This window comes from Sphingobium sp. SA916 (assembly GCF_002894065.1).
Taxonomy (GTDB): Bacteria; Pseudomonadota; Alphaproteobacteria; order Sphingomonadales; family Sphingomonadaceae; genus Sphingobium; species Sphingobium fuliginis.
Genome location: NZ_LXYF01000033.1, coordinates 16,582 through 42,468 on the forward strand (window position 1 = coordinate 16,582; position 25,887 = coordinate 42,468).

28 protein-coding genes and 1 riboswitch are annotated in these 25,887 nt (G+C 64.7%); of the genes, 17 read left to right on the forward strand and 11 right to left on the reverse strand.

The window, feature by feature from the left end; genetic code table 11:
• Positions 1–64 precede the first annotated feature (64 nt).
• From A8G00_RS09670 to A8G00_RS09700, 7 genes are all read left to right on the forward strand, one after another.
• On the forward strand, positions 65–2,752 hold the full coding sequence (locus tag A8G00_RS09670) for a bifunctional [glutamine synthetase] adenylyltransferase/[glutamine synthetase]-adenylyl-L-tyrosine phosphorylase (protein ID WP_103000518.1): 2,688 nt from the start codon (positions 65–67) through the stop codon (positions 2,750–2,752).
• Positions 2,753–2,754: 2 nt separating this feature from the next.
• Positions 2,755–3,216, forward strand: a complete 462-nt coding sequence (gene bcp / locus A8G00_RS09675; protein WP_103000519.1) for a thioredoxin-dependent thiol peroxidase — start codon at positions 2,755–2,757, stop codon at positions 3,214–3,216.
• Positions 3,213–4,022 (forward strand): ferritin-like domain-containing protein, encoded by an 810-nt coding sequence (locus tag A8G00_RS09680; protein WP_103000520.1) that lies wholly within the window; start codon positions 3,213–3,215, stop codon positions 4,020–4,022. The genes bcp and A8G00_RS09680 overlap by 4 nt, the downstream gene beginning before the upstream one ends.
• A 109-nt stretch (positions 4,023–4,131) precedes the next feature.
• Positions 4,132–4,854 (forward strand): peptidoglycan DD-metalloendopeptidase family protein, encoded by a 723-nt coding sequence (locus A8G00_RS09685; RefSeq protein WP_025549735.1) that lies wholly within the window; start codon positions 4,132–4,134, stop codon positions 4,852–4,854.
• Positions 4,855–4,931: 77 nt separating this feature from the next.
• A complete protein-coding gene (gene erpA, locus A8G00_RS09690; RefSeq protein WP_103000521.1) occupies positions 4,932–5,258 on the forward strand; it encodes an iron-sulfur cluster insertion protein ErpA in 327 nt (108 codons plus the stop codon).
• Positions 5,259–5,367: 109 nt separating this feature from the next.
• Positions 5,368–6,141, forward strand: coding sequence for an exodeoxyribonuclease III (gene xth / locus A8G00_RS09695; protein WP_044660035.1), 774 nt, complete (start codon positions 5,368–5,370; stop codon positions 6,139–6,141).
• A 67-nt stretch (positions 6,142–6,208) separates the two neighbouring features.
• The gene (locus A8G00_RS09700) at positions 6,209–6,742 is read left to right on the forward strand and encodes a DUF2239 family protein (protein ID WP_103000522.1); all 534 of its coding nucleotides are present in this window, start codon (positions 6,209–6,211) and stop codon (positions 6,740–6,742) included.
• A gap of 89 nt (positions 6,743–6,831) precedes the next feature.
• Here the strand turns inward: A8G00_RS09700 and A8G00_RS09705 are convergent, their stop codons facing one another.
• Positions 6,832–7,713, reverse strand: coding sequence for a metallophosphoesterase (locus A8G00_RS09705; protein WP_103000523.1), 882 nt, complete (start codon positions 7,711–7,713; stop codon positions 6,832–6,834).
• Positions 7,714–7,779: 66 nt separating this feature from the next.
• Here A8G00_RS09705 and A8G00_RS09710 point away from each other — a divergent pair, with 66 nt between their 5' ends.
• Positions 7,780–8,682 carry a diacylglycerol kinase family protein gene (locus A8G00_RS09710; protein WP_025549739.1) on the forward strand — a complete coding sequence of 301 codons (903 nt, stop codon included), beginning with the start codon at positions 7,780–7,782 and terminating at the stop codon, positions 8,680–8,682.
• 117 nt (positions 8,683–8,799) lie between these two features.
• Here A8G00_RS09710 and A8G00_RS09715 read toward each other — a convergent pair whose 3' ends face one another.
• Positions 8,800–9,957: a hypothetical protein gene (locus tag A8G00_RS09715; RefSeq protein WP_044660032.1), complete on the reverse strand. Its 1,158-nt coding sequence runs from the start codon at positions 9,955–9,957 to the stop codon at positions 8,800–8,802.
• A gap of 153 nt (positions 9,958–10,110) precedes the next feature.
• Between A8G00_RS09715 and A8G00_RS09720 the strand changes: the two genes are divergently transcribed.
• Positions 10,111–11,178 (forward strand): fatty acid desaturase, encoded by a 1,068-nt coding sequence (locus A8G00_RS09720; RefSeq protein ID WP_103000524.1) that lies wholly within the window; start codon positions 10,111–10,113, stop codon positions 11,176–11,178.
• 61 nt (positions 11,179–11,239) lie between these two features.
• Here the strand turns inward: A8G00_RS09720 and lptG are convergent, their stop codons facing one another.
• Together lptG and lptF are read right to left on the reverse strand one after the other, a co-directional pair.
• Complete coding sequence (gene lptG / locus A8G00_RS09725) at positions 11,240–12,343, reverse strand: LPS export ABC transporter permease LptG (protein WP_025549741.1); 1,104 nt, start codon at positions 12,341–12,343, stop codon at positions 11,240–11,242.
• A 3-nt stretch (positions 12,344–12,346) separates the two neighbouring features.
• On the reverse strand, positions 12,347–13,567 hold the full coding sequence (gene lptF, locus A8G00_RS09730; protein WP_025549742.1) for an LPS export ABC transporter permease LptF: 1,221 nt from the start codon (positions 13,565–13,567) through the stop codon (positions 12,347–12,349).
• Between the two features lie 130 nt (positions 13,568–13,697).
• Between lptF and A8G00_RS09735 the strand changes: the two genes are divergently transcribed.
• From A8G00_RS09735 to metA, 3 genes are all read left to right on the forward strand, one after another.
• Positions 13,698–14,192 (forward strand): DUF2141 domain-containing protein, encoded by a 495-nt coding sequence (locus tag A8G00_RS09735; RefSeq protein WP_025549743.1) that lies wholly within the window; start codon positions 13,698–13,700, stop codon positions 14,190–14,192.
• 9 nt (positions 14,193–14,201) lie between these two features.
• Positions 14,202–15,170 carry a diacylglycerol kinase family protein gene (locus A8G00_RS09740; protein ID WP_025549744.1) on the forward strand — a complete coding sequence of 323 codons (969 nt, stop codon included), beginning with the start codon at positions 14,202–14,204 and terminating at the stop codon, positions 15,168–15,170.
• 136 nt (positions 15,171–15,306) lie between these two features.
• Positions 15,307–15,413: riboswitch (SAM-I-IV-variant riboswitch) on the forward strand.
• 43 nt (positions 15,414–15,456) lie between these two features.
• On the forward strand, positions 15,457–16,383 hold the full coding sequence (metA, locus tag A8G00_RS09745) for a homoserine O-succinyltransferase (protein WP_103000525.1): 927 nt from the start codon (positions 15,457–15,459) through the stop codon (positions 16,381–16,383).
• A 296-nt stretch (positions 16,384–16,679) separates the two neighbouring features.
• Here metA and A8G00_RS09750 read toward each other — a convergent pair whose 3' ends face one another.
• Positions 16,680–17,099 carry a hypothetical protein gene (locus A8G00_RS09750; protein ID WP_048578695.1) on the reverse strand — a complete coding sequence of 140 codons (420 nt, stop codon included), beginning with the start codon at positions 17,097–17,099 and terminating at the stop codon, positions 16,680–16,682.
• 107 nt (positions 17,100–17,206) lie between these two features.
• On the opposite strand from A8G00_RS09750, the gene A8G00_RS09755 reads away from it, so the two are divergent.
• Positions 17,207–17,710 carry a 2'-5' RNA ligase family protein gene (locus A8G00_RS09755; RefSeq protein ID WP_172451820.1) on the forward strand — a complete coding sequence of 168 codons (504 nt, stop codon included), beginning with the start codon at positions 17,207–17,209 and terminating at the stop codon, positions 17,708–17,710.
• A 15-nt stretch (positions 17,711–17,725) separates the two neighbouring features.
• Here A8G00_RS09755 and A8G00_RS09760 read toward each other — a convergent pair whose 3' ends face one another.
• The 6 genes from A8G00_RS09760 to A8G00_RS09780 all read right to left on the reverse strand — a co-directional run bounded on the left by A8G00_RS09760 (position 17,726) and on the right by A8G00_RS09780 (position 22,930).
• Positions 17,726–18,964: an NAD(P)/FAD-dependent oxidoreductase gene (locus A8G00_RS09760; RefSeq protein WP_103000526.1), complete on the reverse strand. Its 1,239-nt coding sequence runs from the start codon at positions 18,962–18,964 to the stop codon at positions 17,726–17,728.
• A 129-nt stretch (positions 18,965–19,093) separates the two neighbouring features.
• Positions 19,094–20,989, reverse strand: a complete 1,896-nt coding sequence (htpG, locus tag A8G00_RS09765) for a molecular chaperone HtpG (protein ID WP_048578693.1) — start codon at positions 20,987–20,989, stop codon at positions 19,094–19,096.
• Positions 20,990–21,111: 122 nt separating this feature from the next.
• On the reverse strand, positions 21,112–21,276 hold the full coding sequence (locus A8G00_RS25110) for a hypothetical protein (RefSeq protein ID WP_165363302.1): 165 nt from the start codon (positions 21,274–21,276) through the stop codon (positions 21,112–21,114).
• Between the two features lie 167 nt (positions 21,277–21,443).
• The gene (locus A8G00_RS09770; RefSeq protein ID WP_103000527.1) at positions 21,444–21,956 is read right to left on the reverse strand and encodes a hemerythrin domain-containing protein; all 513 of its coding nucleotides are present in this window, start codon (positions 21,954–21,956) and stop codon (positions 21,444–21,446) included.
• Positions 21,957–22,066: 110 nt separating this feature from the next.
• Positions 22,067–22,354, reverse strand: a complete 288-nt coding sequence (locus A8G00_RS09775) for a hypothetical protein (RefSeq protein ID WP_103000528.1) — start codon at positions 22,352–22,354, stop codon at positions 22,067–22,069.
• Positions 22,355–22,381: 27 nt separating this feature from the next.
• On the reverse strand, positions 22,382–22,930 hold the full coding sequence (locus A8G00_RS09780; RefSeq protein WP_103000529.1) for a hemerythrin domain-containing protein: 549 nt from the start codon (positions 22,928–22,930) through the stop codon (positions 22,382–22,384).
• A gap of 178 nt (positions 22,931–23,108) precedes the next feature.
• Here A8G00_RS09780 and A8G00_RS09785 point away from each other — a divergent pair, with 178 nt between their 5' ends.
• Genes A8G00_RS09785 through A8G00_RS09800 form a run of 4 tightly spaced genes read left to right on the forward strand, consistent with a single transcriptional unit; the run spans position 23,109 to position 25,883 of the window.
• Positions 23,109–23,678 (forward strand): SRPBCC family protein, encoded by a 570-nt coding sequence (locus A8G00_RS09785; protein WP_103000530.1) that lies wholly within the window; start codon positions 23,109–23,111, stop codon positions 23,676–23,678.
• Positions 23,678–24,871, forward strand: coding sequence for a zinc-dependent alcohol dehydrogenase (locus A8G00_RS09790; RefSeq protein WP_025547753.1), 1,194 nt, complete (start codon positions 23,678–23,680; stop codon positions 24,869–24,871). Before A8G00_RS09785 ends, A8G00_RS09790 begins: the two co-directional genes overlap by 1 nt.
• A gap of 12 nt (positions 24,872–24,883) precedes the next feature.
• Entirely contained in the window at positions 24,884–25,693 is an 810-nt protein-coding gene (locus A8G00_RS09795; RefSeq protein WP_061937335.1) for an SDR family oxidoreductase, read from the forward strand.
• Complete coding sequence (locus A8G00_RS09800) at positions 25,680–25,883, forward strand: hypothetical protein (RefSeq protein WP_025547750.1); 204 nt, start codon at positions 25,680–25,682, stop codon at positions 25,881–25,883. Before A8G00_RS09795 ends, A8G00_RS09800 begins: the two co-directional genes overlap by 14 nt.
• Positions 25,884–25,887: the final 4 nt, after the last annotated feature.

Here is a 25,887-nt window from a genome sequence, read left to right on the forward strand (position 1 = left end):
CGGCGCAAAAGTTTCTGGTGTTCGTCGCAATGGCACGCAATATCCGCTCCATTATGGGAGATTCATGGTGACGGACCGTTTGGCGGTCGCGGCAAGGATCAGGGCGCATTCGCCTTTCCTGGCCCGGCAATTGGATCGCTTTCCGGATGTTGCCGATCTGGTGGAGAGCGGAGATTTCGAGGGGGCCTGTGCCGCCGCGCAGCAGGTGGCGGCGCCCGATGACGGCATTGCCCGGTCGCTGAGGCGCAGGCGTGGCGCGGTGGCCCTGGTGACCGCAGCCGCCGATCTGGCGGGCGTCTGGGGACTGGACCGGGTCACGCGCACCCTGTCGGACTTTGCCGACCAGGCGCTGGAGGAGGCGCTGGCCGCCGCCATGGCGGAGCGTTATCCGGACGCGGAGAAGCGGGGTTTCGTGGTGCTGGCGCTCGGCAAGCATGGCAGCCGGGAACTGAACTATTCGTCGGACATCGATCCGATCCTGCTCTACGACCCGAAGACGCTGCCCCATGGCGAGCGGGAAGACCCGGCGGACGCGGCCGTGCGCATCGGCCGGCGGGTCAGCGAACTGCTGAATGCCCGGGACGGCGACGGCTATGTGTTCCGCGTCGACCTTCGCCTGCGCCCCTCTCCGGAGGCGACGCCCATCGCCCTGCCGGTGGAGGCGGCGATCGGCTATTATGAATCGACCGCGCTCGGCTGGGAGCAGGCGGCGTTCATCCGGGCCCGACCGGCGGCGGGCGACCTGCCGCTGGGCGATTATTTCATGCAGGCGATCCGCCCCTTCGTCTGGCGCCGCAGTCTGGATTTCGGGGCCATCGATGCGATCACGGACATCTCCCGCCGAATCCGCGACCATTATTCGCAGGGTCAGGCGTTCGGGCCGGGCTATGACCTCAAGCGCGGGCGCGGCGGGATAAGGGAAGTCGAATTCTTCGCGCAGGTGCACCAGCTCATCCATGGCGGGCGCGATCCTTCCCTGCGGTCGGGCAATACGCGGGAAGCCTTGCGTGCCTTGGCGGCCGCCGGCGTGTTCGAAGCGGAGGTCGCCGCCAGGCTGGACGAGGCCTATGTCCTCTTCCGCACCGTCGAGCACCGGTTGCAGATGGTGGAGGATCGCCAGACCCATGAATTGCCCAAGTCGGCCGAGGCGCTGGATAATGTCGCGCGCCTGCACGGGCTGGAGGATGGCGGAGCGCTGCTCGACCTGCTGCGTCCGCATGTGCAGTGGGTGGGCGGCAATTACGACCGGCTGACCCCAGCGACGCCCGACGAATCCCTGTCGCTGGACGAGGAGAGGCTGAAGGCGCAGCTTGCCGAACTGGGTTTTGCCGATCCGGAAACGCCGCTGGCGCGGATCGCGCGCTGGCGATCGGGCGCGGTCCGCGCATTGCGCAGCGGCGCGTCGCGGGAGGCGCTGGAGCAATTGCTGCCGGGCCTGATGCGGACGCTGGCAGCGGCGCCCGATCCCGCGCGGGCGCTCAACCGGCTGGACGATCTGGTCGGCCGCCTGCCGAGCGCGATCAACTTCTTCAAGCTGCTGGCGGCGCGACCCGGCCTTGTGGAACTGCTGGCCGAACTGCTGAGCCATGCGCCGACGCTGGCCGACGCGCTGGGGCGGCGGGCGGAACTGCTCGACGGGCTGATCGACACCTCCGCCTTCGATCCGCCGCCCCCTGTGGAGATATTGGCCGACCAGTTCGCCCGGCTGGAGGAGGGGGAGGATTATCAGGCGCTGCTCGACCGGGTGCGCCAACGGGTGAACGACCGCCGCTTCGCCCTGGGCGCGCAGATCATTCGCGGCGGCGATCCGCTGGAGGCAGGCCGGGGCTATTCCCGCGTGGCCGAAGCCGCCATCGAGGCGTTGGGCGCCGCCACCGTCGCGGAGTTCGAGCGCGCCCATGGAAAAGTGCCCGGCGGCGAGATGGTGATCCTGGCGCTGGGCCGGCTGGGCGGCGGAGTGCTGACCCATGCGTCCGACCTCGACCTCGTCTATCTCTTCACCGGCAGCTTCGAAACCGAATCCGACGGCGCGAAGCCGCTGGGCGCGACGCAATATTTCAACCGCCTTGGCCAGCGCATCACCAATGCCCTGTCGGTGCACACCGCGGCAGGCCCGTTATATGAGGTGGACACGCGCCTTCGCCCCTCCGGCGCGCAAGGGCTGCTGGCGGTCAGCCTGGACAGCTTCGCCCGCTATCAGCGGGAGGAGGCGTGGACCTGGGAGCATCTCGCGCTCACGCGCGCCCGCCCGGTCTTCGGCTCCGATGCCGCGCGCGCGGCGCTGGGCGCGATCCTGACGGAAACGCTTGAGCGGCAGCGCGATTTCGACGAACTGGCGCGCCACGCGGTGAAGATGCGGGGCGACATCGCGAGGCACAAACCGCCCGCGAGCAATCTGGACGTGAAGCTGGTGCCGGGCGGGCTGGTCGACCTGGAATTCCTGATCCACGTCACCCAGTTCCGCCACAATATGGCGTTCGACCCCGATCTGCGCGCCGCGCTGGAGCAGCTTGCGGCGGCCGGCCACCTGCCGGGCGAATTGATCCCGGCCCATGATCTCATCACCCGCTTTCTCGTCGTTTCCCGCCTCGTTTCGCCGAAATCGACCGAACCTCCGCAAGCCACCCGGCCTCTCGTCGCGCGGGCCTGCGGCGTCGAAAGCTGGGACGCGCTGCTTGAAAGCTACGGTAAGGCCCGGCAAAGGGTCGGTGACGCATGGGCGGCGCTGGCCGCGCCCTTCAAGGAGGAATGACGATGCTGGATGTGGGCGATGCCGTGCCTGAAGTGACGCTGAAGGATGCGGATGGGGTGGATTTCACCCTGGCGCGCTACAGGGGCAAGCCCCTGGTCGTCTATTTCTATCCCAAGGCGGACACGCCCGGCTGCACCAGCGAAGCCAAGGATTTCACCGCGCTCGCCGCCGATTTCGCGGCATTGGGCGTGCCGGTGGTCGGCATATCCAAGGACAAGCCCGCCAAGCTCAAGAAATTCGCCGAAAAATACGGGCTGACCGTCACGCTCGCCTCCGACGAGCCGGGCGAGATGTGCGAGGCTTTCGGCACCTGGGTCGAGAAGTCGCTTTACGGCCGCAAATATATGGGGATCGAGCGGGCGACCTTTTTGGTGGGGGCTGACGGGAAGATCCTGCACGTCTGGCCCAAGGTGAAGGTCAAGGGCCATGCCGCCGAGGTGCTGGAGGCCGGACAAGGCCTTTGACGCTTCCTGTTTCCATCGACAGCGTCGGCGCGGCCTGCGCCCATGTGCTGCTGACCCCCGATCCGTTGGCCAAGCTGATGGCGGCCCGGGCGGTCGCAAGGAACTGGCGGCTTGGGCGGCTGGCGCATCGCTTCGACGCTGCCATGCCGGATCGCCCGGCGCGCCCGGGAAAGCCCGAACTTTTGCCGCCCAACCAGATGCCCAAGCGCGGCAGGATCGGTTCGGAACGGGCGCGGATCGCGATGCTCCATGCGCTTGCCCATATCGAATTCGTGGCCATCGATCTCGCCTTCGACCTGATCGGGCGGTTCGGGGCGGAATTCCCGCCGGAATTCACCGGGGAATGGATGCGGGTGGGCGCCGACGAAGCCATGCATTTCGCGCTGCTCGACCGGCGTCTGCGGCAGTTCGGCAGCTTTTATGGCGCTTTGCCGGCGCATGACGGGCTATGGCAGGCCGCGAGCGAGACGGCGCATGATGCGCTCGCCCGCCTTGCCATCGTGCCGATGGTGCTGGAAGCGCGCGCCCTGGACATCACCCCGGCCACCATCGTCCGCTTCCGGGGAGCGGGCGATGAAATGTCGGCGCGCATGTTGCAGAGGATCATGACAGATGAGATTCGCCACGTCTCCGCCGGGACGACATGGTTCGGCCATGCGACGAAACGACTGGGCGTGAACCCCGCAAAACATTACCAAATCCTTGTGAAACGCCACTTTCGGAGTGCGTTGAAACCTCCGTTCAACGACTCGGCGCGCCGACAAGCCGGTTTAACGCGGGAATTTTACACGCCGCTTGCACAATAAGGCGGGACATGTCCTCTTTGTTCCAGCGGGTGGCGGCATCAGCCGCATTTTGGAAACGTGGGGATTAGGCCGAGAGGCGCAAAGCCTCCGGTCGAGAGTCGGGGTCGGCATGTTGGTTCTTCATTCTGATAATGCGCGCGCTGCGCGATGGTTCCGTTCTGCACTTAAAATCGCTGGAGCGATGGGTATGGCGGGAGCGCTCTGCGCCGCAGTCCCGGCTCAGGCCAAGGCAGATGAAGACGATCCCTATGGCGATGCGTCGGAAATCAACACCAGCACGCTCGGCCCGGCCGATGTCGGCTTCTCCAATCTCTTCTCCAGCCTTCAGCGGCTCGACGGGCAGGCCAAGTCGAGCAACTACATCCCCTCCGGGCGTCCGGTCGAGAAACTCTCCCTGACCTCCAATTTCGGTGTCCGCTCCGACCCGTTCAATGGCGGCGCCCGCATGCACAAGGGCATCGACATCCCCGGCCCGACCGGCACCAAGATCTACGCGACCGCCGACGGCATCGTCAGCCGCGCCGGCTGGGCCAGCGGTTACGGCAATCTGGTCCAGATTTCTCACGGCGGCGGCATGGAAACGCGCTACGGCCACATGTCGAAGCTGCTGGTCGCCGCCAACAGCTATGTCCATCGCGGCCAGTTGATCGGCCTGATGGGTTCGACCGGCCGTTCCACCGGCAGCCATCTGCATTATGAGGTGCGCGTCGACGGCCAGGCGATCAACCCGATCCCCTTCGTGGCCGGACCCGATTATCTGGTGGCGATGAACACCAAGCCGCCGATCGCCATGGGTGGCCCGACGAAGGCCCAGGAAAAGGCTGCGGACTGAGCCGAACTTTTTTCTCTTTCCCAAGGCCCGGCACGCGAAAGCTTGTCGGGCCTTTTGCTTGATCCTATTTAAACGTCATGACCGACATCGATCTTACGCCCTCTGCCGCTGCCCGCGTGGCCGCCATTGCCGCCAAGCAGGGCAAGCCTCCCATCTTGCGTCTGGCAGTGGAGGGCGGGGGCTGTTCCGGCTTCCAATATCGCTTCGGTCTGGCCGAGGCGGTGGAGCCCGACGACATCATGGTCGAGCGCGACGGCGTGACGCTGGTGGTGGATGACGTCAGCATCGATCTGGTGCGCGGTTCGGCGGTCGATTTCGTGTCCGATCTGGGGGGCAAGGCCTTCAAGGTGACGAACCCCAACGCCACCGCCGGCTGCGGTTGCGGCACCAGCTTCTCGGTCTGATAGCGCTCTCTCCCTGTTCGGGCTGAGCTTGTCGAAGCCCTTCATTTCCTTAAAAGGGCACGCGCCGGTTTGATGCGATTCAGGCCGACTGAAAGAAAGACAGGCCCTTATGCGCATCGCCACCTTCAACATCAACGGAATCAAGGCGCGCCTGCCGCGCTTGCTGGAGTGGCTGGACGAGACCCGCCCCGACATCGCCTGTCTTCAGGAAATCAAGACCTCCGACGACACTTTCCCGGTCAAGGACATCGAAGATGTCGGCTATGGCGCGATATGGCACGGGCAGAAGGGGTTCAACGGCGTCGCCATCCTTGCGCGCGGCGAGACGCCGGTGGAGGTCCGCCGCGGCCTGGAAGGGGAGCCGGAGGACGAGCATAGCCGCTATCTGGAAGCCGATGTAAAGGGGCTGCGCGTCGCCAGCATCTACCTGCCCAACGGTAATCCGCAGCCGGGACCGAAATTCGATTACAAGCTGCGCTGGATGAAGCGTCTGCGCCTTCGCGCTGCGGAAATCTGGGCGGAGGAAGTGCCGGCGATCCTGGCGGGCGATTATAATGTCATCCCGCGTGACAGGGACGTCTATTCGGTCAAGGCGATGGCCGACGACGCGCTGATGCAGCCGGAAAGCCGTGCCGCCTATCGTCGCCTGCTGGGGGACGGCTGGACGGATGCCATCGCTTCCCGGCACCCGGCGGGCGGGATATGGACCTATTGGGATTATCAGATGAACGCTTGGCCACGCGACGCGGGGTTCCGGATCGATCATCTGCTGCTCAGTCCCGCCGCCGCCGACCGCCTGATCGACGCGCAGGTCGACAAGGATTTTCGTGGGCGGGAAAAGGCCAGCGATCATGCCCCTGTCTGGGCGGAACTGACCGAATAATTTTACCCGGACGTTATTGACTCTATTTTACCCGGATAATAAATGTTGTGCCGAAGGAGATTTCGGCATGGCGCGCACTTTGACCGCCTTTGCGGGCGACCTCTGGATCGCGACGGGTGATGAGGAAGAGTTGCGGGCAACGCTTCATGCCATGGGGACGGAGGCGCAGTCTCTGCTGCTGTTCGACGACAGCACCGGGCGGCAGGTGGATATCGATCTGCGCAGTCCAGTGCAGGAGATTTCCCGCGGCCGGGGGCGGCCCCGGCTGGGCGTTCAGGCGCGTGAAGTGACTCTGCTCCCCCGGCATTGGGACTGGCTGGCGGCGCAGCCCGGCGGTGCTTCCGTGACGCTGCGGCGCTTGGTCGAGGCGGCGCGCAAGGACGCGGACACAAAGCCATCGCCTCGCGCGGCGATGGACGCGGCTTATCATTTCCTGACGGTGATGGCGGGCGACCGGCCCGGTTATGAGGACGCCATCCGCGCGCTCTATGCAAGGGACAAGGCGGGGTTCGACCTTGCTGCTGCCGACTGGCCCAGCGCCATCCGGGATCACGGCGCGGCCCTTGGCCAGGGAGCATTCGACCAGAGCGCGCCGCGTTAAATCGGACGCTGGGCGTGCGTTCTAATTTTGCGTTGTCGCATCCTTTTCAGCAGACATCGGTTCCCACATCCCCACACAGCCTGCCAGCCTCAGCTTCTCGCCTTTTCCGCTACCTGAATTCCCGGCAGGGCCGCCGGATCGGCCATGTCCTGCCCGATCCACGCGCCGCCCTGTTTGAAATAGCCGATATGGTGGCCTCGTTGGAAACTGGCGCCGTCCCATACCACCACCTGCACTTCTATCTCGTCATGGCGGTGAACGTGCAGCCAGTTGAAGCTTTGCGGCTCGGCATTGCGCAGGCGGGTGGAGGTCGCCGTTCCCGCCTGGATCACCAGCGCGCCGCCCGAATGCGCCACCATCTTCTCCGCCGCCTCCGCATAGGTGCGATGGAAATGGCCGGCCAGCGCGATATGGATGCCTGCTTCCGCCGCCGCGCGTACGGCATCCTCATGCCTTCCGACAGCTTCGCTCAACTCGCCGCCCTTGCCGATCGGCATGGCGAAGAGCGGGTGATGGGTGACGAGGATGCGCGTCTTCTCCGGCGCGACCCGCGCGAATCTTTCGCGAAGCATGTCCATCTGGTCATGGTTGATCCGCCCATCCTTGATCGTTAGCGATCGCGCGGTGTTGAGCCCCAATATCGCGACCGCATCATCCTCGTAAAAAGGGCACAGATCATTGCTGATATAATGTTTGTAGCGGCGCAGCGGCGCCCCGAAGCGGCGCGCCAGATCGTAGAGCGGAATGTCATGATTGCCCGGAACCACCAGCAGCTTCATGCCCGCCGACCGCAGCCGGTTGAGCCAGGCGGCGGCCTGCCGGAACTGTTCGCGCCTCGCGCGCTGGGTGAAATCGCCGCTGATGACCACCAGGTCCGGCTGATGCTGTTGCAGCCAGGCCTCGGTGGCGGTGACGATGCGGGGATCATGGGCGCCGAAATGAATATCCGACAGATGAGCGATGCGGGCCATGAACCATGAACGGGCAAGGCCTTTTATGGTTTCGGACCTTGGAGCGCAGTTGCGTGTTGTCGAGGCATGGAAACGACATCCCCGCCCGTCAGGAACCTGCCGCATGAGGCGGCGCTGATCGTCAATGTGCATTCCCGCCGGGGAGAAGCCCTGTTCAAGGATGCCAAGGCCAGGCTGGAGGAAGCGGGCCTGCGCCTGATCGCAGCCCATGCGGTGAAGGAGCCGGAGCGATTGCAGGAAACGGTGCGCAGGGCCATCGCGGACGGCGCGCCGATGGTGATCGTCGGCGGCGGCGATGGATCGCTGTCCGGCACTGTGGATGAGCTGGTGGGCAAGGACTGCGTCTTCGGCGTGCTGCCGCTGGGCACCGCGAACAGTTTTGCGCGGACGCTGGGCATTCCGCTCGATCTGGAAGGGGCGGTGGCGGTCATATCCGGCGGCCGGCGGCGGCGAATCGACCTGGGCATGATCGACCGGGACTATTTCGTGAATGCGGCCTCGCTGGGGTTGTCCCCCCGGATCGGGGAGACGGTGCCGCACAAGTTGAAGCGTTATCTGGGACGGATCGGCTATCTGCTCTGGGCGGTCAAATGCTCCATAGGCTTTCGCGCCTTCCGGTTGATGCTGGACGATGGGATCAGGCAGCGCAGCATGTGGGCGACGGAAGTACGCATCCTCAACGGCCCCTATCATGGCGGGGTGGAACTGTCCGATCAGGCCGATGTGGACACCGGGGAGATCGTGATCCAGGCGGTGGTGGGGCGCAGCCACGCCCGGCTGGCCTGGGACTGGTACGCCAAATTCTTCAAGCTGCGCGACCGGGACGCGCAGACGGAGGAGTTTCGCGGCAAAGCGTTCCGGATCGAAACGGCGCCGCCGCAGAGCATTTCCATCGACGGCGAAGTGCTGGCGAAGACGCCGGCCATGGTGAAGATCGCGGCCGGCGCGGTGGATGTGGCGGTGCCTTAACCATTCTCCTTGGGCGGGCTTTCAGGCTGAATTCAGCATGGGCGCCAAAGCAGAAGCGTGCTTCTGCTCGCGTCCCTTCATCCCCTCCAACGGGAAGCCTATGGATGCAGGCAGCGCCTAAAGGGGCTTTTCGTACACCTGATAGACCTTGTTCACCTTGCTCTCAATGGCGTCGGCAATGGCGTTCATGCCCTGATTGTCGTCCAGCACCCAGCCGATCTCGCCGCGCGTCGCGCCATAATGCGCGGTCGCGCTGCGGCGGATATATTCGATCATCATGAAGGCAAGCTGGCTCGCCATGCGGGAAGATTGCAACCGCTGCACCACGCCCATCAGCGGCACGCGCATGGTCCGCACCTTCGGCTTCCTCAGCCACCAGAGCAGTTTCGCCCAGCCGAAGGGAAAGAGCGAGCCGTTGAGCGGCGCTATCGCTTCGTTGAGATCGGGCAGCGTCATCATGAAGGCGACAGGCTCACCCTCCAGCTCCGCGATCATGATGAGGTCGTTGAACACAATGGGCTTCAACTGCTTGCCGAAATGGGCGACCTCCTCGTCGGTGATCGGCACAAAGCCCCAATTATTGCCCCAGGCGTCGTTCAGGATGCTGAGGATGATCGCCGCTTCGCTGTCGAATTTCGACTTGTCGACCTTGCGGATGCGGATGCGTTCGTTCTTCTCGCCCGACTGGACGATGCGCTGGATCAGCGGCGGGAATGGCCGGGTGATGTCCAGTTCATAGGTCTTGAGCTGCTTGACCGGCCGATAGCCCGCATCCTCCACCATGGCGCGATATTCCGGCTTCGCATGGCCCATCATCACCGTCGGCCTGTGGTCGAAGCCTTCGATCAGCAGCCCCGGCTCCTCCCAGATCGACAGTGAGATCGGCCCCAGCACGCGGGTCATGCCCTTGGCCCGCAGCCACCCCTCCGCCGTCGCGATCAAGGCTGCGCCAGTTTCGGCATCCTCCGCCTCGAACAGACCGAAATTGCCGGTGCCCGGCCCCATGCCCTGCTCGGCGGGCTGGGCCAGCGCCAGATGATCGAGATGCGCCGACACCCGTCCGACGACCCTGTCGCCGCGGCGGGCCAGGAAATATTGCGCCTCGGCATGGCCGAAAAAGGGGTTCTTGCCCGGCGTGATCAGGCTGTAGACCTCATCCTTCAGCGGCGGCACCCAGTTGGGATCGCCGGCATAGAGCCGCCAGGGCAGATCGACGAAAGCCTTGCGGTCGGCCTTGGAAGTTACGGGGGTAATCACCAGTTCTTGATTGGCCACGGCGCAGGACGCTTTCGCTGGAGAGGTTTGGGCAGAGCAGTTCGGCGCTTGTTCCGGGAATGTCAATCGGGACATGAGCGGATGGGATCATCATGACCAAATCGTCATGTTGCTGCCCCAATTGCAGCGCATTTACCCTTTAGGAACCACGGCATGACTGTGCACGATCCCCTTATTGCAGCCGCGTCGCGGACGAAAAGCGCGATCCCCGACGATGCGGCGATGCTGCGCGCGGCGGCCGACCTGACCCGCGAACTGTCGACGGCCCGGCCCGCCATCTATTGGCCCGACATGCTGGCATCGGCTTTTGTCGGCTATGCCGCGCTGGCCGGGGCGATCCTGACCGGCGATGCCGCTCTCATGCTGGCGTTCGGCCTGGCGGCGATGCTGGCGCTTTATCGCGCGGCCAGTTTTATCCATGAGCTGACCCACATCCGCAAGGGCGCGCTGCCGGGTTTCCGTCTTGGCTGGAACCTGATCGTCGGCATCCCCCTGATGATCCCGTCATTCATGTATGAAGAGGTGCATACGCAGCATCATGCCCGCACCCGCTATGGCACGGCGAATGATCCGGAATATCTGCCGCTGGCGCTGATGAAGCCCTGGTCGCTGCCGCTGTTCATCCTGGTGGCGGCGCTGGCGCCGTTGGGCCTCATCCTGCGTTTCGCCGTGCTGACGCCGCTCAGCCTGATGGTCCCGCCGCTGCGGCGAAGGGTGGTGGCGGAATTTTCCGCGCTCTCGATCAACCCCGCCTATCGCCGCCGCGCGCCGGAGGGAGACTTTGCCCGCCAGTGGACGTGGCAGGAGGCGGGCGCGTGTCTCTTCGCGCTGGCGCTGGTCGGCAGCATCTTCGCCTTCGGATGGAAGCCGCTGCTCACCTATATGGCGGTGCATTCCGGCATGACCGTCATCAACCAGCTCCGCACGCTGGTCGCGCATCTGTGGGAAAATGAGGGCGAGGCGATGACCGTCACCGCGCAATATCTGGACTCGGTGAATGTGCCGCCGCCGTCGCCCTTCGCCGCGATCTGGGCGCCGGTGGGGCTGCGCTACCATGCGCTGCATCATCTGCTGCCGAGCGTGCCCTATCACGCGCTGGGGGAGGCCCATAAGCGGTTGGTGGCGACGCTGGCGAGCGATTCGCCCTATCACAAGGGCAACTATCCCGGCATGTGGCCGCTGATGGGGAAGATCGCGCGCTCGACGATGGGGAAGCGTTAACTCCACCGCCCCCGCTGGTGCTCCCGAGAGGGCAGGAGCATGTCATCTCCGGGGGCGAGGATTATTCCTCCGTCCGGAACAGTACCGTCTCGCCCACCAGCAGGAACAGCAGAAACGGCGCCCAGGCTGCCAGAAAGGGCGGATAGGCCCCGAGGTTCCCCATGGCGAGCGAGAAATTGTCCGCCACGAAATAGGCGAAGCCGAGCGCCATCCCCATCACCGCGCGCACGAACAACTGTCCCGATCGAGCCAGCCCGAAAGCGGCCACGGAACCCAGAATCGGCATCAGCAGCGCCGACAAAGGTCCCGACAGCTTGTGCCAGAGGCTGCCCTCCAGCTCCGCCGTCGGCCGCCCCGCATCATGCAGGTCGCTGATCGCCGCCTGCAACTGGCCGAAGGTCAGCGCATCCGGGTCGACCTTCGCCAAGGTGAACTGATCGGGCCGTATGTCGTGGCCAAAGCGCACCGTGCCGATCTGCCGCTCCGTCCCACGCGCGACGTCGAACTGGCGCGCGTCCTCCAGCACCCAGCTTCTGGCCGAAGCGTCATAATGGCCCCTGGGCGCCTGGACGATGGTGGTCAGCGTGTTGTTGATCCGGTTGAATATCTCCACCTTGCGGAGCTGGACCGCCGTGCCCCGTCCGGCGACGATGGCGGCCGTGACCAGATTGTTGCCGTCGCGCACCCATGGGCTGGTCTTGACCCCGCTGTCGGGGGGCAGGGGGCCATAGTCGACGGCCTGCCAGGCGGAAAGGCGGGCGGTGGACCGCGCCACGATCCGCTCGTTGAAGGCATAGCTGATGAGCGCCACGCCCAGCGCCGCGGCCAGCAGCGGCGCCAATATCTGGTGCGCCGACAGCCCCGCCGCCTTCATCGAGATGATCTCGCTGTTCTGGTTGAGGCTGGCGAGCATGATCAGCGTGCCGAGCAGCACCGAAAAGGGCAGGAAGCGGGCGACGATCTGCGGCGCCCGCAGCGCCACATAATGCCATAATTGCGCATCGCCATTGCCGGCATAGGCAAGGATGTCGCCCGATTCGCCCAGCAGGTCGAGCGTCTGGAGCACCGCGACCAGCATCGCCAGCACCGCGAAGGTCCGGGTCAGGAACAGCCGCGCCATGTACCAGCTAAGCTGGCGCGACGGAAAGAAGTTGAGCTGATGCATGGGTCAGGCGGCTCCTTCCGCCGGGGTTTCCGCCCTTGGCCGCCGCCGGACGAGGCCGATCAGCCGCAGGAACTGCTTGGCGATCTTGGCGAAGGCATATTCCAGCGCGGCGATCGGCTGGCCGCCGGGCCGGTGCGCGATCACATGGTACATCCACAGGATCAGGCCCGCGAACAGCAGGAACGGCCCCCACAGCGCGATGATCGGGTCGATCCTGCCCAGCGATCCCACGCCCTGCCCATATTCGTTGACCTTGTGATAGGTCACAATGAACACGATGGAGAGGAACACGCCGAGCGCCGATGTGGACCGTTTCGGCGGAATCGCGAAGGCGAGCGCGGCCAGCGGCAACAGCAGCATCATCGCCACTTCCACCATGCGGAAATGGAAATTGGCGCGGATCTCGTTGCGCAGCTTGTCGGGCGTGCCGGGATCATGGCCGATCACCACCAGTTCGGGGATGGTCTTCTCCCGGTCGACGTCGCGGCCGCGGAACTTCTCGATCTGCGGCAGGTCGATGGGCAGGTCGTGGCTGGAGAAGGACAGGATTCGCGGCGACTTGTATTTGGGCGCGTCGTTCACCAGCACGCCATCGCGCAGGCGGAAGATGATGGTGTCGGGATCGTCGGTGGCGAGGAAACTGCCCTGCGCCGCCGTCACCGCCACGGTCTGGCCGTCCTTGCCGACGGCGCGCACGAAAATCCCTTGCAGGTTGCGGCCCTCGTCCAGGCTGCGTTCGATCCGCAGGGTCATGCGCTTGCCCAGATTGGTGAATTCGCCCACCTTGATCGACGCCCCCAGCGCGCCCGACCGCAGTTCGAAGCGCAGCGCCTCATAGGCATGGCGGGACAGCGGCTGGACGAAGCCGACAATGCCGAAATTCAGCAGCGCCAGCGCGATCGCAAACATATAGGGCACGCGCAGCAGCCGGCCGTAGGACAGGCCGACGGCCCGCATCACGTCCAGTTCCGACGACAGGGCCAGCTTCCGGAAGGCGAGCAGGATGCCCAGCATCAGGCCGATGGGAATGCCCAGCGACAGATATTCGGGCATCATGTTCGCCAGCATCCGCCACACGACGCTGACCGGCCCGCCCTCCGCCGCGACGAAGTCGAACAGGCTCAGCATCTTGTCGAGCACCAGCAGCATGGCCGAGATCACCAGCGTCCCCAGCATGGGCAGGGCGATCAGGCGGGCGAGGTATCTGTCGGTGGCGGTCAGCATTTCTCTATGTGGTCGTCCCATCACCATGATTTGGCCGCAAACCCCCCCCATATGCGAGTCAGGTAAGTTGCGGGGCGAACAGGGGCTCGCCGTCCGGTGTCACTGGGCGGCTATAGCTTCACGGAGTTGGATGGTCATGTTCAAAGTTGCAGTGGGTCTGATGTCGGTAGGGGCATTGTTCGCCGCCGCCCCGGCCATCGCCCATGGTATGGAGATCGGCAACGACCTGGAACGCTGCTCCACGGACGCCAAGGGCCCGGCGGTTCTGGTCGACGTGCGCGGCTTCGCTGCCTCGACCGGCAAGGTGCGCGTGCAATCCTATCCCGCGACGAAGGCGGCCTGGCTCGCCAAGGGCGAATGGCTGGGCCGTATCGACGTTCCGGTGAAGGCCAGCAACGGCGCAATGCGTTTCTGCATGCCTGTGCCGCAACCCGGCAAATATGGCATCGCCGTGCGCCATGACCGCGACGGCAACGGCAAGACGGACATTTCGCGCGACGGCGGCGGATTTTCGAACAATCCGTCGATCAGCATCTTCAACCTGGGCAAGCCGGGGGTCGAAAAGGCCGCCTTCTATGCAGGGCCGGGCGTGACGAAGATCACCATCAACCTCAAATATATGTGATCCCCGACCATGGTCCGCGTCGCCCTTTTGTCCAACCCCAAATCCACGGGCAACCGGCAGACGCTTCCGCGCGTGCGCAGCTATTGCGCCAGCAATCCAGACATCTTCCATTATGAGGTGGAGCATGTCGACCAGATCGGCCGGGCGCTCCAGACCATCGCCCGCGTCGATCCCGTCGTCATCGTCATCAACGGCGGCGACGGCACGGTGCAGGCGGCGTTGACGGAACTGTATCAGGGCGAGCATTTCAAGGGCCGCGTGCCGCCCATCGCGGTGTTGCCCAACGGCAAGACCAATCTGATCGCGCTGGACCTCGGCATCCATGGCGATCCGATCAAGGCGCTGGAACGGATCGTCCAGATCGCCAAGGCGGGCGTCGACGACCATGTCGTGGCGCGCGAGCTGATCGCCCTGTCGGACGGGCAGGCGGAAAGCCGGCCGGTGCTGGGCATGTTCCTGGGCGGAGCGGGGCTGGCCGACTACATGCTCTATTGCCGCAACCAGATCTATCCGCTGGGCCTGTCCAACGGCCTCAGCCATTTTCTGACCGTGATCGCGGTGCTGGTGTCGCTGATCTTCGGCATCCGCGCCCGATTCCTGCCGCAATCCAGCCGCCCGGTGCGGATTTCCCTGATCCGCGACGGGCAATTGGCGGGGCGTTTCGCCGTGCTGATCGTGACGACATTGGAACGATTGCTGCTTGGCGTGCAGCCGGGGGACAGCCGGCGCGGCAATATGAAGCTGATGGCGGTGGACCAGAGCCTGTCCGCCCTGCTGCGCCTGTTCTGGGCGAGCATCACCAGACGGGTCGGCAAATCGCAGATGCAGGGCATCCATCTGGAACAGGGCGATGTCATCCGCATCGAGGGCGACCATAGCAGCGTCATTCTGGACGGCGAACTGTTCGAGGCGTCGGAAGGCAAGCCCATCGTCCTGCGCTCGACAGAGCCGGTGCCTTTCTTGAGATTGGCGGCCTAGAAGCGGCGTGAAGGCTGGTTGGCCGTCATGGCGCGTCGGGAAGGATTTCCCGCCGAAATTGAACGGCACGCCTCAAAGTTTTCCTTTTCTTCCCGAAAGCAGCGATTGCCAAACGCCTGTCGTCCGCCTATTGAGCGCACAGCATCAAGAGTTGGGACGACGCCCAACGCCAACCTGCCGATCCGGGCAAGGTGGCACTCCGTGAAGGAGGATGTGGCCGATCCGGCAACCAAGCGGACCCAAGCCACATCGTGAAGCGTCGCTCCGGAACAAGGAATGACGTGAAGTGCCGATCAAGATAGCCGACGACCTGCCCGCCCGCCGCACATTGGAGGCCGAGGGCGTGGTCGTCATGCGTGAAGCCGACGCCGTCCGGCAGGACATTCGCCCGCTTCGCATCGCGCTGCTCAACCTCATGCCCGACAAGATCAGCACGGAGACGCAGCTTGCCCGGCTGCTCGGCGCGACGCCGTTGCAGGTCGAACTGACGCTGGTGCGGATCAGCGACCATGTGTCGCGCAACACCTCCGCCGACCATATGGCATCCTTCTACCGCCCATGGAGCGATGTGCGGGACGAGCGGTTCGACGGCTTCATCATCACCGGAGCGCCCGTGGAGCAGCTCCCTTTCGAAGCGGTGAGCTATTGGGACGAATTGCGCGCCATATTCGACTGGACGCAGACCCATGTGCATCGCTCGCTCAGCATCTGCTGGGCGGCGCAGGCGGCGCTGCATCATTTCCATGGCGTGGAGAAACATGGGCTGGAGCGCAAGGCGTTCGGTGTGTTCCGCCATCATGTTCATGTGCCGTCATCGCCCTGGATGCGGGGTTTTTCGGACGATTTCCGCGTTCCCGTGTCGCGCTGGTCGGAGGTGCGGCGGGAGGATATTCCGGAGGGGCGGGGATTGCAGATATTGGCCGAGAGCGACGAATCGGGGCTTTGCCTGATCGGCGATTCGGGGCGCGGCTTCCTGCATATGTTCAACCATCTCGAATATGACACGATGACGCTGGCGGAGGAATATGCGCGCGATGGGGCAAGGCAGTTGCCCGCCCATTATTTCCCTGACGACGATCCCACGCAGGCGCCGCAAAATCACTGGCGCAGCCACGCGCATCTGCTGTTCGGCAACTGGATCGACGAAATGTACCAGACCGTGCCCTTCGATCTGAATGCTGTCGGGCAGGCGCCGGTGTTGTCGGCGGCTTAAGGCGCTCTTCGCGCGAATGGAGCCCGGAGAGGGCGGACCGATACCGCGAGCAGGCTGAACGCTCCACATGCGAGAGCGCGCTGCGTTACATCGGCGCGGGCCGCGCTCTCCAAGTTTCCGTAGGCTCAGGACAGGCTTTTCTGCACGCTACTCTAGGGTGTGTGGGGATTCAGTTCAGGGTGGAGCGAAAATGGTGGATTTCGAGAACCGGCGCGGAGCGTACTCAAAGTACGTGAGCACTGGAAGCGCAGAAAGCCGCCATTTGCAGCCCGCCATGGGCTGAATCCCCATACACCCTAGCGGAGAACGGCCTTTGCAATCAGGTTGCGGGCATAGCGCCATTGGAAGAGGGCGATGATCAGGATTATGGCCGGAAAGATCGCGGCCGTGGGGCCCTTCACCGCCAGCAGGTCGGTGTGGATGAAGCTGTAGCCGAACTGCACGACCACGGCGAGGATCGAGAGCAGGAACAAGGGCGCGGCGGCGGCTTTGCGGAGCAGCAGCAGGATCGCGCCAAGCGTGCCCGCGCCGACCGCGACTGCATAAGCGGTCCAGGCCCAGCCGGGCATGGAGGCGAAGATCCTGGCGCTATAGGGATCGGTCTTCGCCAGTTGGCCGAGGTCCGCGCCATATTGCATGATGAAGGCGGCTACCCCCATCAGGTTCCAGAGCAGCAACAGGATTCCGATGGCTCGAAAGGATCGTGGCGCTGTCATGGCGGTTCCCCCTATATCGGCGGTCTCCCTGTCGGGACCGCCGGGATGGATCATAGCGGCTGACGGGATTTTGCGAAAGGAGATGCCGGATTTTGGCGGATGAGTCCCTGGCGGCGCCGATCGTCGTGACGGCTTTGATGGGCGCGGCGGATTTCGCCTGGGCGGACGGTTTGCGCCGCGCGCATTTCCCGGCGGAACGCAATCTGGTGCCCGCGCATATCACGCTGTTCCATCATCTGCCGCCCTCCGCCCTGGCGGAAGTGGCGCTGCGGCTGAAGCGGCTCTGCGCGGGTCCGCCGCCGGGCGCGAGGCTGACGGAGGTCATGCTGCTGGGGCGGGGGGTCGCCTATAGGGTGGAAAGTCCGGAGCTGCTGGCGATGCGGGAGGAACTGGCGGAAGCCTTCGCAGGATTGTTGTCGTCGCAGGATCGGGGGCGGCCGCGCTTCCACGTCACGGTGCAGAACAAGGCCGAACCGGCCGAGGCAAAGGCGCTGGCCACCGAATTGCGGCGGGGCTTCCACCCAAGGCCGCTTGCCATCGTCGGCCTTGCTGCCTGGCATTATCGCGGCGGACCCTGGGAACTGGCGATGAAGGCCAGCTTTCGGGGCTGACCTTCATCCTTCCGGTCAGGCGAGGCCGACTTCCTTGAGCGGCACGTTGGCATCGGCAAGCTGCGCCTGGTCCAGCACCGCGCCCGAAATGACATGGGCGCGGCCCTGCACATAATCCTTGACCGCATTGACGCAGTCGAGCGCTATCAGCTTGCCGCCCTTCAGATACAGGACGGAGAAGCTGCGGGTCGCCGGATCGCCGCGCAGGATCGTCTGGTCGTGCCCGATCGACAGGCCCACGGTCTGAAGCTTCAGATCATATTGGTTCGACCAGAACCAGGGCACGGCGTGATAGGGTTCTTCCTTGCCCATGATGTGGCTGACCGCCGTCTTCGCCTGATCATTGGCGTTCTGAACCGATTCGAGCCGGATTTGCGCGCCGCGTGCAAAGCCGTTGGCATGGGCGGCGCAATCGCCCACCGCATAGATGTCGGGCAGGCTGGTGCGGCAATATTCGTCCACATCCACGCCATTCCCCCCGACCGCGCCCGCCGCGATCAGCGGGCCCGTTTCGGGGACGATGCCGATGCCGACGATCACCATGTCGGTTTCGATCCGCTCGCCATCCTCCATCAGCACGGCGGTCGCCCGAGGACCATCCTCTGCGTCGGTGACTTCGATGCAGTCCATCCGCGCCCCGGTGCGCAGGTCGACGCCATGGGCGCGATGCTCCGCCTCGTAGAAGCGCGACAATTCCTCTCCCGCCACGCGCGCCAGCACGCGGTCCAGTGCTTCGAGCAGCACCACCTTCTTGCCGAACTTGCTGAGCACGGCCGCTGCTTCCAGCCCGATATAGCCGCCGCCGATCACGGTCACATGATCGGTCCGGTCGAGCTTCGCCATCATCGCGTCGACATCGTCGCGGCGGCGCACGGCATGGACATTGGGCGCGTCGGCCCCGTTGCAGGTCAGCATGCGCGGGGAGCCGCCGGTGCACCAGATCAGCTTGCCATAGCCGATTTCGCGGTCGCCCGCCGTCACGAACTTGCCCGCCGGATCGACAGCCTTCACGCGCAGGCCGAGCAGCATGTCGATCTTGCGTTCTTCCCAGAAGCTGGCCGGGCGGATCAGGATGCGGTCGAAGCTCTTGTCGCCGGCGAAATATTCCTTGGAGAGGGGCGGACGCTCATAGGGCGGGTCCTTTTCATCGCCTATCATCGCGATGGACCCTTCGAAGCCGAGCTGGCGCAGCGAAATGCCCGCCTGCGCCCCGGCATGGCCGGCACCTACGATCAGAACGTCATAATAGCTCATCGACGCGCTATCCCCTCATTTTCCTGTTGCCGCGTGCTTGGCGCGCTTTCGCGGGGCTGGCAAGCGGATTGTCGTTCGATGCCGCCCCGATATGGGGGTGGCCGGGCGCGGTCCCGGCCACCCGTCATCCTATTCGATCGCGCCGCCGATCATGCGGGCGAGGCGGGCGGAAAAGGCGCGCGGATCGGCCGGCAATTCGCCATCCGCGATCCGCGCCTCGTCAAGCAGCAGCCATGCGGCGTCCGCGCGCAGATCGCTGCCGTCGGGCAGCGTGCCGAGTTTGACGATGAGGTCATGGCGGGGATTGATCTCCAGCACCGGCCTGGCCGCATTGTCGATCCGTCCGGCCCCCGCCAGCAGCTTTTCAAGCTGGCGGTCCATCGCATTGTCCGGCGCGACCAGGCAGACGGCGCTTTCCGTCAGCCGTTCCGATGCGCGGACGTCGGAGACCGCCTCGCCCAGCACGTCCCTGGCATAGGCGATGAAGCCGTCCACCTCCGCCGATGCCTCTGCGGCGGGCGTCTCGCCCTCCGCCAGCGGGATCAGGCTGAGGTCGGCCAGGCCCTGCGTCACGGACTTGAACGGCTTGCCCTGATAGTCGACGCCGGCCGTGACCCAGAAGCTGTCGACCTGGTCGGTGAGCAGCAGCACCTCGATCCCGCGGGCGCGGAAGCCTTCGAGCTGGGGAGAGGAGGCGAGCCGGTCGAGATCGGCGCCGGTGGCATAGTAGATCGCGGTCTGATTGTCCTTGATCGCCTCGACATAGTCCTTGAGCGAGCGCCAGCCTTCCCCCGACGCCGTGCTTTTGAAACGGGCGAGGCCGAGCAGCGCCTCCCGCCGGGCGAAATCCTCGTACAGCCCTTCCTTCAGCACCGCGCCGAAATTGTCCCAGAATTTGAGATAGGCTTCACCATCCTTCTGGGCCAGCTTGTCCAGTTCGGAAAGGATGCGGTTCGCGACGCCCTTCTGGACCGCGGCGAGGACCGGGCTTTCCTGGATCATCTCGCGCGAGACGTTGAGCGGCAGGTCGTTGCTGTCGACCAGCCCGCGCACGAAGCGCAGGTAGCGCGGCAATATCTGCGCCTCGTCGGTGATGAAGACCCGGCGGACATAGAGCTTCATCCGCCCGGCGCGGTCCGGATCGAACAGGTCGAAGGGGCGCATGGAGGGGAGAAAGGCGAGAACCGAATATTCGTGCAGCCCCTCCGCGCGATAATGGAGCGTCAGCGCGGGCTCATCGAACTGTCCGGCGGTGCTGCGGTAGAAGTCGGTATATTCCTCCGCCGTGATGTCGGACCTGGGGCGGGTCCAGAGCGCCGCGCCGTCCGCGATCTGCTTTTCCTCCGCATCCGGCTTTTCCTTGAGGAAGATGGGGACGGGGACATGGCCCGACTGCGCGGTGACGATGCGCTGGGTGGTGAATGGCTCGGTATAGCTGGCGGCGTCTTCCTTCAGATGGAGGACGATGCGGGTGCCGCGAGCGGGCGCGTCAGCGATGTCGACAAGCTGGATGGTGTAGCTGCCAAGGCCGTCCGACGCCCAATGCGCGGCGACATCGGCCCCGGCGCGGCGGGAAAAGACATCCACCCTGTCCGCGACCATGAAGGCGGAATAGAAGCCGACGCCGAACTGCCCGATCAGTTGCGCGCCTTCCCCTTCCTTGGCGCCTTCCCTGACCGCCGCGACGCGCTCCATGAAGGCGCGCGTGCCGGATCGGGCGATGGTGCCGAGCGCTTCGGCCAGCTCCACCTCGCTCATGCCGATGCCATTATCCTCGACGATGAGCTGCCGCGCTTCGGGATCGAGCGTGACGGTGATGCGCGGCTGGCCGTCGTCCCCGGCAAGCGCGGGATCGCTCAGCAGTTCGTAGCGCAGCTTTTCGCAGGCGTCGGCCGCGTTCGAGATCAACTCGCGCAGGAAGACGTCCTTGTCCGAATAGACCGAGTGCACCATCATGTGCAGCAGGCGGGCGACGTCGGCCTCGAAGGAACGGGTTTCGGGTGCGGTGCCGGTCGTGGTGGTCATGGCAGTATCGAAATCTCTCCCCAGTGGAATCCGAACCGCCAGATGGCGGGACAGGGGACAGCTTTCAAGGCCTGGCGCCCTGCCTTCCCTATATGCGGGGAAAGCAGGATCGGGGAAATGGATCAGTGGCGTTGCAATTGCAGGGCCTTGGCCTGGTACCGCACGGCCAGTTCGGCATGGACGGCGATCATCACGCCCTTGTCGCCGCGCTGCTTGGCTTCGCTCGCCTTGCGGATTTCTTCTCTGGCCCGGGCTTCGAAATAGGACGCATCATCATGGCGGGACACGGGCTCTCTCCTTGTCATTGCCAGGCGATCATAGCTGGAGCGGGCGGGGCCGCCCATCACTCAGGTTAATCGGAATCGGCGTTTCGAAGCTGGCATGCGCCGTGGACAGGCGCTGCCGGAAACAGGCCGGCCGAAGGGGAGAGGCTTCGGCCGGCGGTCCGCAGCCGTCAGGCCCGCACGGGTTGGATGACGCGCGGCTTGGCCGGCGGAAGGCCGCCATTCCCCGCCTCCTTCAACAATTCTTCCTTGCGCGCCAGCATCGCGTCGCGGAGCTGGATCAGGTCCACATCGGTTTTCCGGCATTGGGCGAACATGCCCTCGCCACGCATTTCCTCCTCATGCACATGATGCTTGATCTCTTCGGACAGCACCTTGACCTTGGCGTCGAAGAAATCGTCGGAAGGATCGCCTTCCTCTATGTCGTTGACGAGCAGCTTGGCTCCGTCATGCTCGACATAGGCCTCGTCCAGCGTATCGTCCTCTATCTTGCCGCGGAAGGCGGGGTAGAAGATTTCCTCCTCGATCAGCGTGTGGATCTTGAGTTCCAGGCAGATCTGCCGCGCCAGCGTCTTCTTGCGCGCGGGCGATCCGGCCTTTTCGAACTGCTCGAACAGATCCTCCACCTTGCGGTGGTCGGCTTTCAGAAGGGCGATCGCGTCGGTGAACTGCTGATTGGCCATGGTCTTCCTCCTCCGTGGGCGTTGCTTCCGGTGGAAGTCGCCAGCCATGCGTCGGTTCCAAGCGAACCGTTCGCAAGAGCGGAATCTGCCCGTCCGGATCGCGAAAAGGGTCAGTCGGAACGTCTGTCGGCCGGTGATCCGCTGCCTTCCTCCCGCCGGCTTTTCGCGCCGGCGTCCTCCCGCCCGGCGCGGCTGTCCTCTTCCTCGCCCCGCCGCGTCATGGTGCGCGGGTCGTAATTGGATGGTATGGCGCCGCCGCTCAGCGGATCGCGATCCGGCTCCCGGTCCAACGTGTCGCTGGGCCGGCGGGCTGCGCCTTCGGGCTGGTTCTCCGTAGAGATGTTCGGATCGCGCGTATGTTCGGTGGGCAGGGAACGCGTCTTTCGGGGCTCGTCCATGATGCTCTCCTTTTCAGGCCAGTTTCCTCAGGCCAGTTTCAGCCCCTCCTGGTTCATCCGCCGGGTCAGGCGGCTCACGGCTTGCGGATCGAGCGCCTGTTTCAGCCGGGGGAAAAGCTCATCCTCCTCCTTGCGCATATGGTCCTGTATGTCGGCGCGGAACGCCGCCAGCTTGCTCCGGAACCCCGCATCATCCTGTACCAGATCGCTCAGGTCGTAGAGATATTGCTTCACATAGCCATGGTCGCCGTTCAGCGCGTCGGCCTCTTCCTTAAGGCCCGCCGCGCGCATGGCGGGATAGACGGCGTTCTCCTCCTCCAGCGCATGCTTGCCGAGCGCATGCTTGAGCTGCATCAACAGCATCCTGCGCTTGCCGCCCGGCTGTGTCTCGCCCAGCTTGTCGAACAGCACGAGCGTCATGGCATGTTCCGCCGCCAGCGCCCGGTCCCAATCGCCGGCCAGCGCTGTCGGAGCCTGAACCGCCAGCTTTCGTCCGACGATGCCGAGCAGCGCCAGGCTGGCGCCGATGCCGGCCCCGATCAATGTCCCGCCGCTTCTGAAATGCGCCTGCTTCATGATCTTCTCCTCCGGGTCTCCTGCCCGTGACAACGAGGGGCCGTCAGCCCCTGTTCCCCGGCCTGCGGCAGGACTTACCCATGTTAGCAAACCGGCGTTTTGCCGCTTTTCGGCTGGGTCGGGCGGAACGGCGGAGCGGATGAACTGGTTGCTGTCTGACCTTTCAAGGAGGGTCAGCATGAGTGATGACGCACCGCTCACCACGGCGAAACAGGATGATGCGGCGGCGCAGGCCGCCGACAGCCTGGTGGAAGCGAAGGGCGACGATCTGATCGGCAAGACGGTGACGATCGACCGGCCGCGGGAGGAGCTATATGCCTTCTGGCGCGACGTCGGCAATCTTCCGCTGTTTCTGGAAAATGTCGTTGCTGTCGAACCTCTGGACGATTGCCGTTCCCGCTGGGTGGTGAAGGCGCCCGCCGGAAGCACCGTCGAATGGGTATCCGCCATTACGGAGGATCGCCCGGGCGAAACCATCGCCTGGGCTTCCGAGGAGGGCGCGGACGTGCCCAATAGCGGCCGCGTGGATTTTCGCGACGCGCCGGGCGGCCGGGGATGCTGGGTGACGGCGACGATCCTCTATGATCCGCCCGGCGGCTTCATCGGCAAGGCCATCGCCAAGATGTTCCAGCGCGAACCGGCCATCCAGGCGCGCCGTGACCTGCGGCGCTTCAAGCAACTGATGGAAACCGGCGAGATCGCGACCAGCGCGCGCAACCGCCGTGAATATGAAGAGGAAGGCACCTGATGCGCGCGCTCACATGGCATGGCAAGCATGACGTCCGGGTCGAAACCGTGGACGATCCCGAAATCGTCAATCCCCGCGACGCGATCATCCGCATCACCTCCACCGCGATCTGCGGATCGGACCTGCATCTCTATGACGGCTATATCCCGACGATGAAGGCGGGGGACATATTGGGCCACGAATTCATGGGCGAAGTGGTGGAGACAGGGCCGGGTTCGACGCTGAAGAAGGGGCAACGGGTGGTCGTGCCCTTCACCATATCCTGCGGAAGCTGCTTCCATTGCGGCAAGCATCAATATTCGGCCTGCGACAACGGCCTGCCCGCCGACAATCAGGACATCGCCCAGGCGATCTACGGACAGCCGATGGCGGGCCTGTTCGGATACAGCCACATGACGGGCGGCTATGCGGGGGGACAGGCGGAATATGTTCGCGTCCCCTTTTCCGATGTCGGTCCCATCGTCGTCCCGGATGGGGTGGACGACGACAAGGTGCTGTTCCTGTCCGACATCTTGCCGACCGGCTGGATGGCCGCCGAAAATGCGCAGATCGAGCCGGGTGACACCGTCGCCGTCTGGGGCTGCGGCCCCGTCGGCCTGTTCGCGGTGCAGTCCGCCTTCCTCATGGGGGCGGAGCGGGTGATCGCCATCGACCATTTCCCCCACCGGCTGGAACTCGCCCGCCGCTTCGGCGCGGAGACGATCAATTATGAGGAAAGCAAGACCTATGAAGCGCTGATGGAGATGACCGGCGGCATCGGCCCCGACGCCTGCATCGATGCCGTCGGGCTGGAGGCGCATGGCTTCTTCGCGGACAATGTCTGGGACCAGATCAAGGTGGCGACCTTCATGGGAACCGACCGCGCCCATTCGATCCGGCAGGCGATCCTCGCCTGCCGCAAGGGCGGGCGGGTTTCCATGCCGGCGGTCTATGGCGGCTTCGTCGACAAATTTCCGCTGGGCGCCTTCATGGAGAAGGGGCTGACGCTGAAGACCGGCCAGACCCATGTGCAGCATTATATGCCGGGCCTGCTGAACGCGATCATGGAGGACAAGATCGATACGACCTTCCTGATCAGCCACCGCCTGCCGCTGGAGCAGGCGGCGGAGGGCTATCGCATGTTCCACGACAGGCAGAACGAAGTGACCAAGATCGTCCTGAAGCCGGGCATGCAGCCCGCCCGGGACGCCTGAAAGGAGAAGCATATGGCTTCGCAGAAATTCGCGATCGTGACCGGTGCGTCGACCGGCATCGGCTTCGAACTTGCGCATCTCGCCGCGCAGGACGGCTATGACCTGCTGGTGGTGGCCGACGAACCGCTGATCCATGCGGCGGCGGACGACTTTCGGCGTCATGGCGTCGACGTGCAGGCGGTGGAGTCCGACCTTTCCACCATGGAAGGGGTGGACCGCCTGATCACCTGTACCGGCGGGCGGCGGGTCGACCTGCTTTGCGCCAATGCGGGGCGGGGTTTGGGCCATGCCTTTCTGGAGCAGGACGTGGCCGACTGGCGCCGGGTGATCGACACCAACATCACGGGCACCGTTTACCTGCTCCAGCAGATATTGCGGCCGATGGTCGCCCGGAATGCGGGCAAGGTGCTGGTCACCGGATCGATCGCCGGCTTCATGCCCGGCTCCTTCCAGGCGGTCTATAATGGCACAAAGGCCTTCATCGACAGTTTCGCCGATGCGGTCCGGAACGAGATCAAGGATGCCGATGGCGTCACCATCACCAACCTGATGCCCGGCCCGACGGAGACCGAGTTCTTCGACCGCGCCGAGATGCTGGACACCAAGGTCGGCGCGGACGAGAAGGACGATCCGGCCAAGGTCGCCAGGGACGGCTGGGACGCGCTGATGGACGGGAAGGCGCATATCGTATCCGGCTGGAAGAACAAGCTGCAGGCCGCCGCCGCGCATGTCACGCCGGCGGGCGTACTGGCGGAGCGGCATCGCAAGATGGCCGAGCCGGGCACTGCCGAAAAAGTGGAGGCGAGCGATGGATCGGAATGACCGCGATCATGCGCCCGAAAAGGCGCGGACGCCCAAGGGACCGCTGGGCGACGCCCTGCCCGGGCGCGAAGAGGAAGACCCCCGGACGACCGGTGGGCAGGATCAGGAACGGGTAGAGGATCGTCCGGTGGTGGGGCAGGTGAAGCCGGAGGATTATCCGGAAAAGGACAGGCGCGATTCCACGCCCTGATCGT

Coding starts and splice junctions, on each gene's coding strand:
- A8G00_RS09670 (WP_103000518.1), top strand. CDS start 65: ATGGTGACGGACCGTTTGGCGGTCGCGGCAAGGATCAGGGCGCATTCG.
- bcp (WP_103000519.1), top strand. CDS start 2,755: ATGCTGGATGTGGGCGATGCCGTGCCTGAAGTGACGCTGAAGGATGCG.
- A8G00_RS09685 (WP_025549735.1), top strand. CDS start 4,132: ATGTTGGTTCTTCATTCTGATAATGCGCGCGCTGCGCGATGGTTCCGT.
- erpA (WP_103000521.1), top strand. CDS start 4,932: ATGACCGACATCGATCTTACGCCCTCTGCCGCTGCCCGCGTGGCCGCC.
- xth (WP_044660035.1), top strand. CDS start 5,368: ATGCGCATCGCCACCTTCAACATCAACGGAATCAAGGCGCGCCTGCCG.
- A8G00_RS09700 (WP_103000522.1), top strand. CDS start 6,209: ATGGCGCGCACTTTGACCGCCTTTGCGGGCGACCTCTGGATCGCGACG.
- A8G00_RS09705 (WP_103000523.1), bottom strand. CDS start 7,713: ATGGCCCGCATCGCTCATCTGTCGGATATTCATTTCGGCGCCCATGAT.
- A8G00_RS09710 (WP_025549739.1), top strand. CDS start 7,780: ATGGAAACGACATCCCCGCCCGTCAGGAACCTGCCGCATGAGGCGGCG.
- A8G00_RS09720 (WP_103000524.1), top strand. CDS start 10,111: ATGACTGTGCACGATCCCCTTATTGCAGCCGCGTCGCGGACGAAAAGC.
- lptG (WP_025549741.1), bottom strand. CDS start 12,343: ATGCATCAGCTCAACTTCTTTCCGTCGCGCCAGCTTAGCTGGTACATG.
- lptF (WP_025549742.1), bottom strand. CDS start 13,567: ATGCTGACCGCCACCGACAGATACCTCGCCCGCCTGATCGCCCTGCCC.
- A8G00_RS09735 (WP_025549743.1), top strand. CDS start 13,698: ATGGTCATGTTCAAAGTTGCAGTGGGTCTGATGTCGGTAGGGGCATTG.
- A8G00_RS09740 (WP_025549744.1), top strand. CDS start 14,202: ATGGTCCGCGTCGCCCTTTTGTCCAACCCCAAATCCACGGGCAACCGG.
- A8G00_RS09750 (WP_048578695.1), bottom strand. CDS start 17,099: ATGACAGCGCCACGATCCTTTCGAGCCATCGGAATCCTGTTGCTGCTC.
- A8G00_RS09760 (WP_103000526.1), bottom strand. CDS start 18,964: ATGAGCTATTATGACGTTCTGATCGTAGGTGCCGGCCATGCCGGGGCG.
- htpG (WP_048578693.1), bottom strand. CDS start 20,989: ATGACCACCACGACCGGCACCGCACCCGAAACCCGTTCCTTCGAGGCC.
- A8G00_RS09770 (WP_103000527.1), bottom strand. CDS start 21,956: ATGGCCAATCAGCAGTTCACCGACGCGATCGCCCTTCTGAAAGCCGAC.
- A8G00_RS09775 (WP_103000528.1), bottom strand. CDS start 22,354: ATGGACGAGCCCCGAAAGACGCGTTCCCTGCCCACCGAACATACGCGC.
- A8G00_RS09780 (WP_103000529.1), bottom strand. CDS start 22,930: ATGAAGCAGGCGCATTTCAGAAGCGGCGGGACATTGATCGGGGCCGGC.
- A8G00_RS09785 (WP_103000530.1), top strand. CDS start 23,109: ATGAGTGATGACGCACCGCTCACCACGGCGAAACAGGATGATGCGGCG.
- A8G00_RS09790 (WP_025547753.1), top strand. CDS start 23,678: ATGCGCGCGCTCACATGGCATGGCAAGCATGACGTCCGGGTCGAAACC.
- A8G00_RS09795 (WP_061937335.1), top strand. CDS start 24,884: ATGGCTTCGCAGAAATTCGCGATCGTGACCGGTGCGTCGACCGGCATC.
- A8G00_RS09800 (WP_025547750.1), top strand. CDS start 25,680: ATGGATCGGAATGACCGCGATCATGCGCCCGAAAAGGCGCGGACGCCC.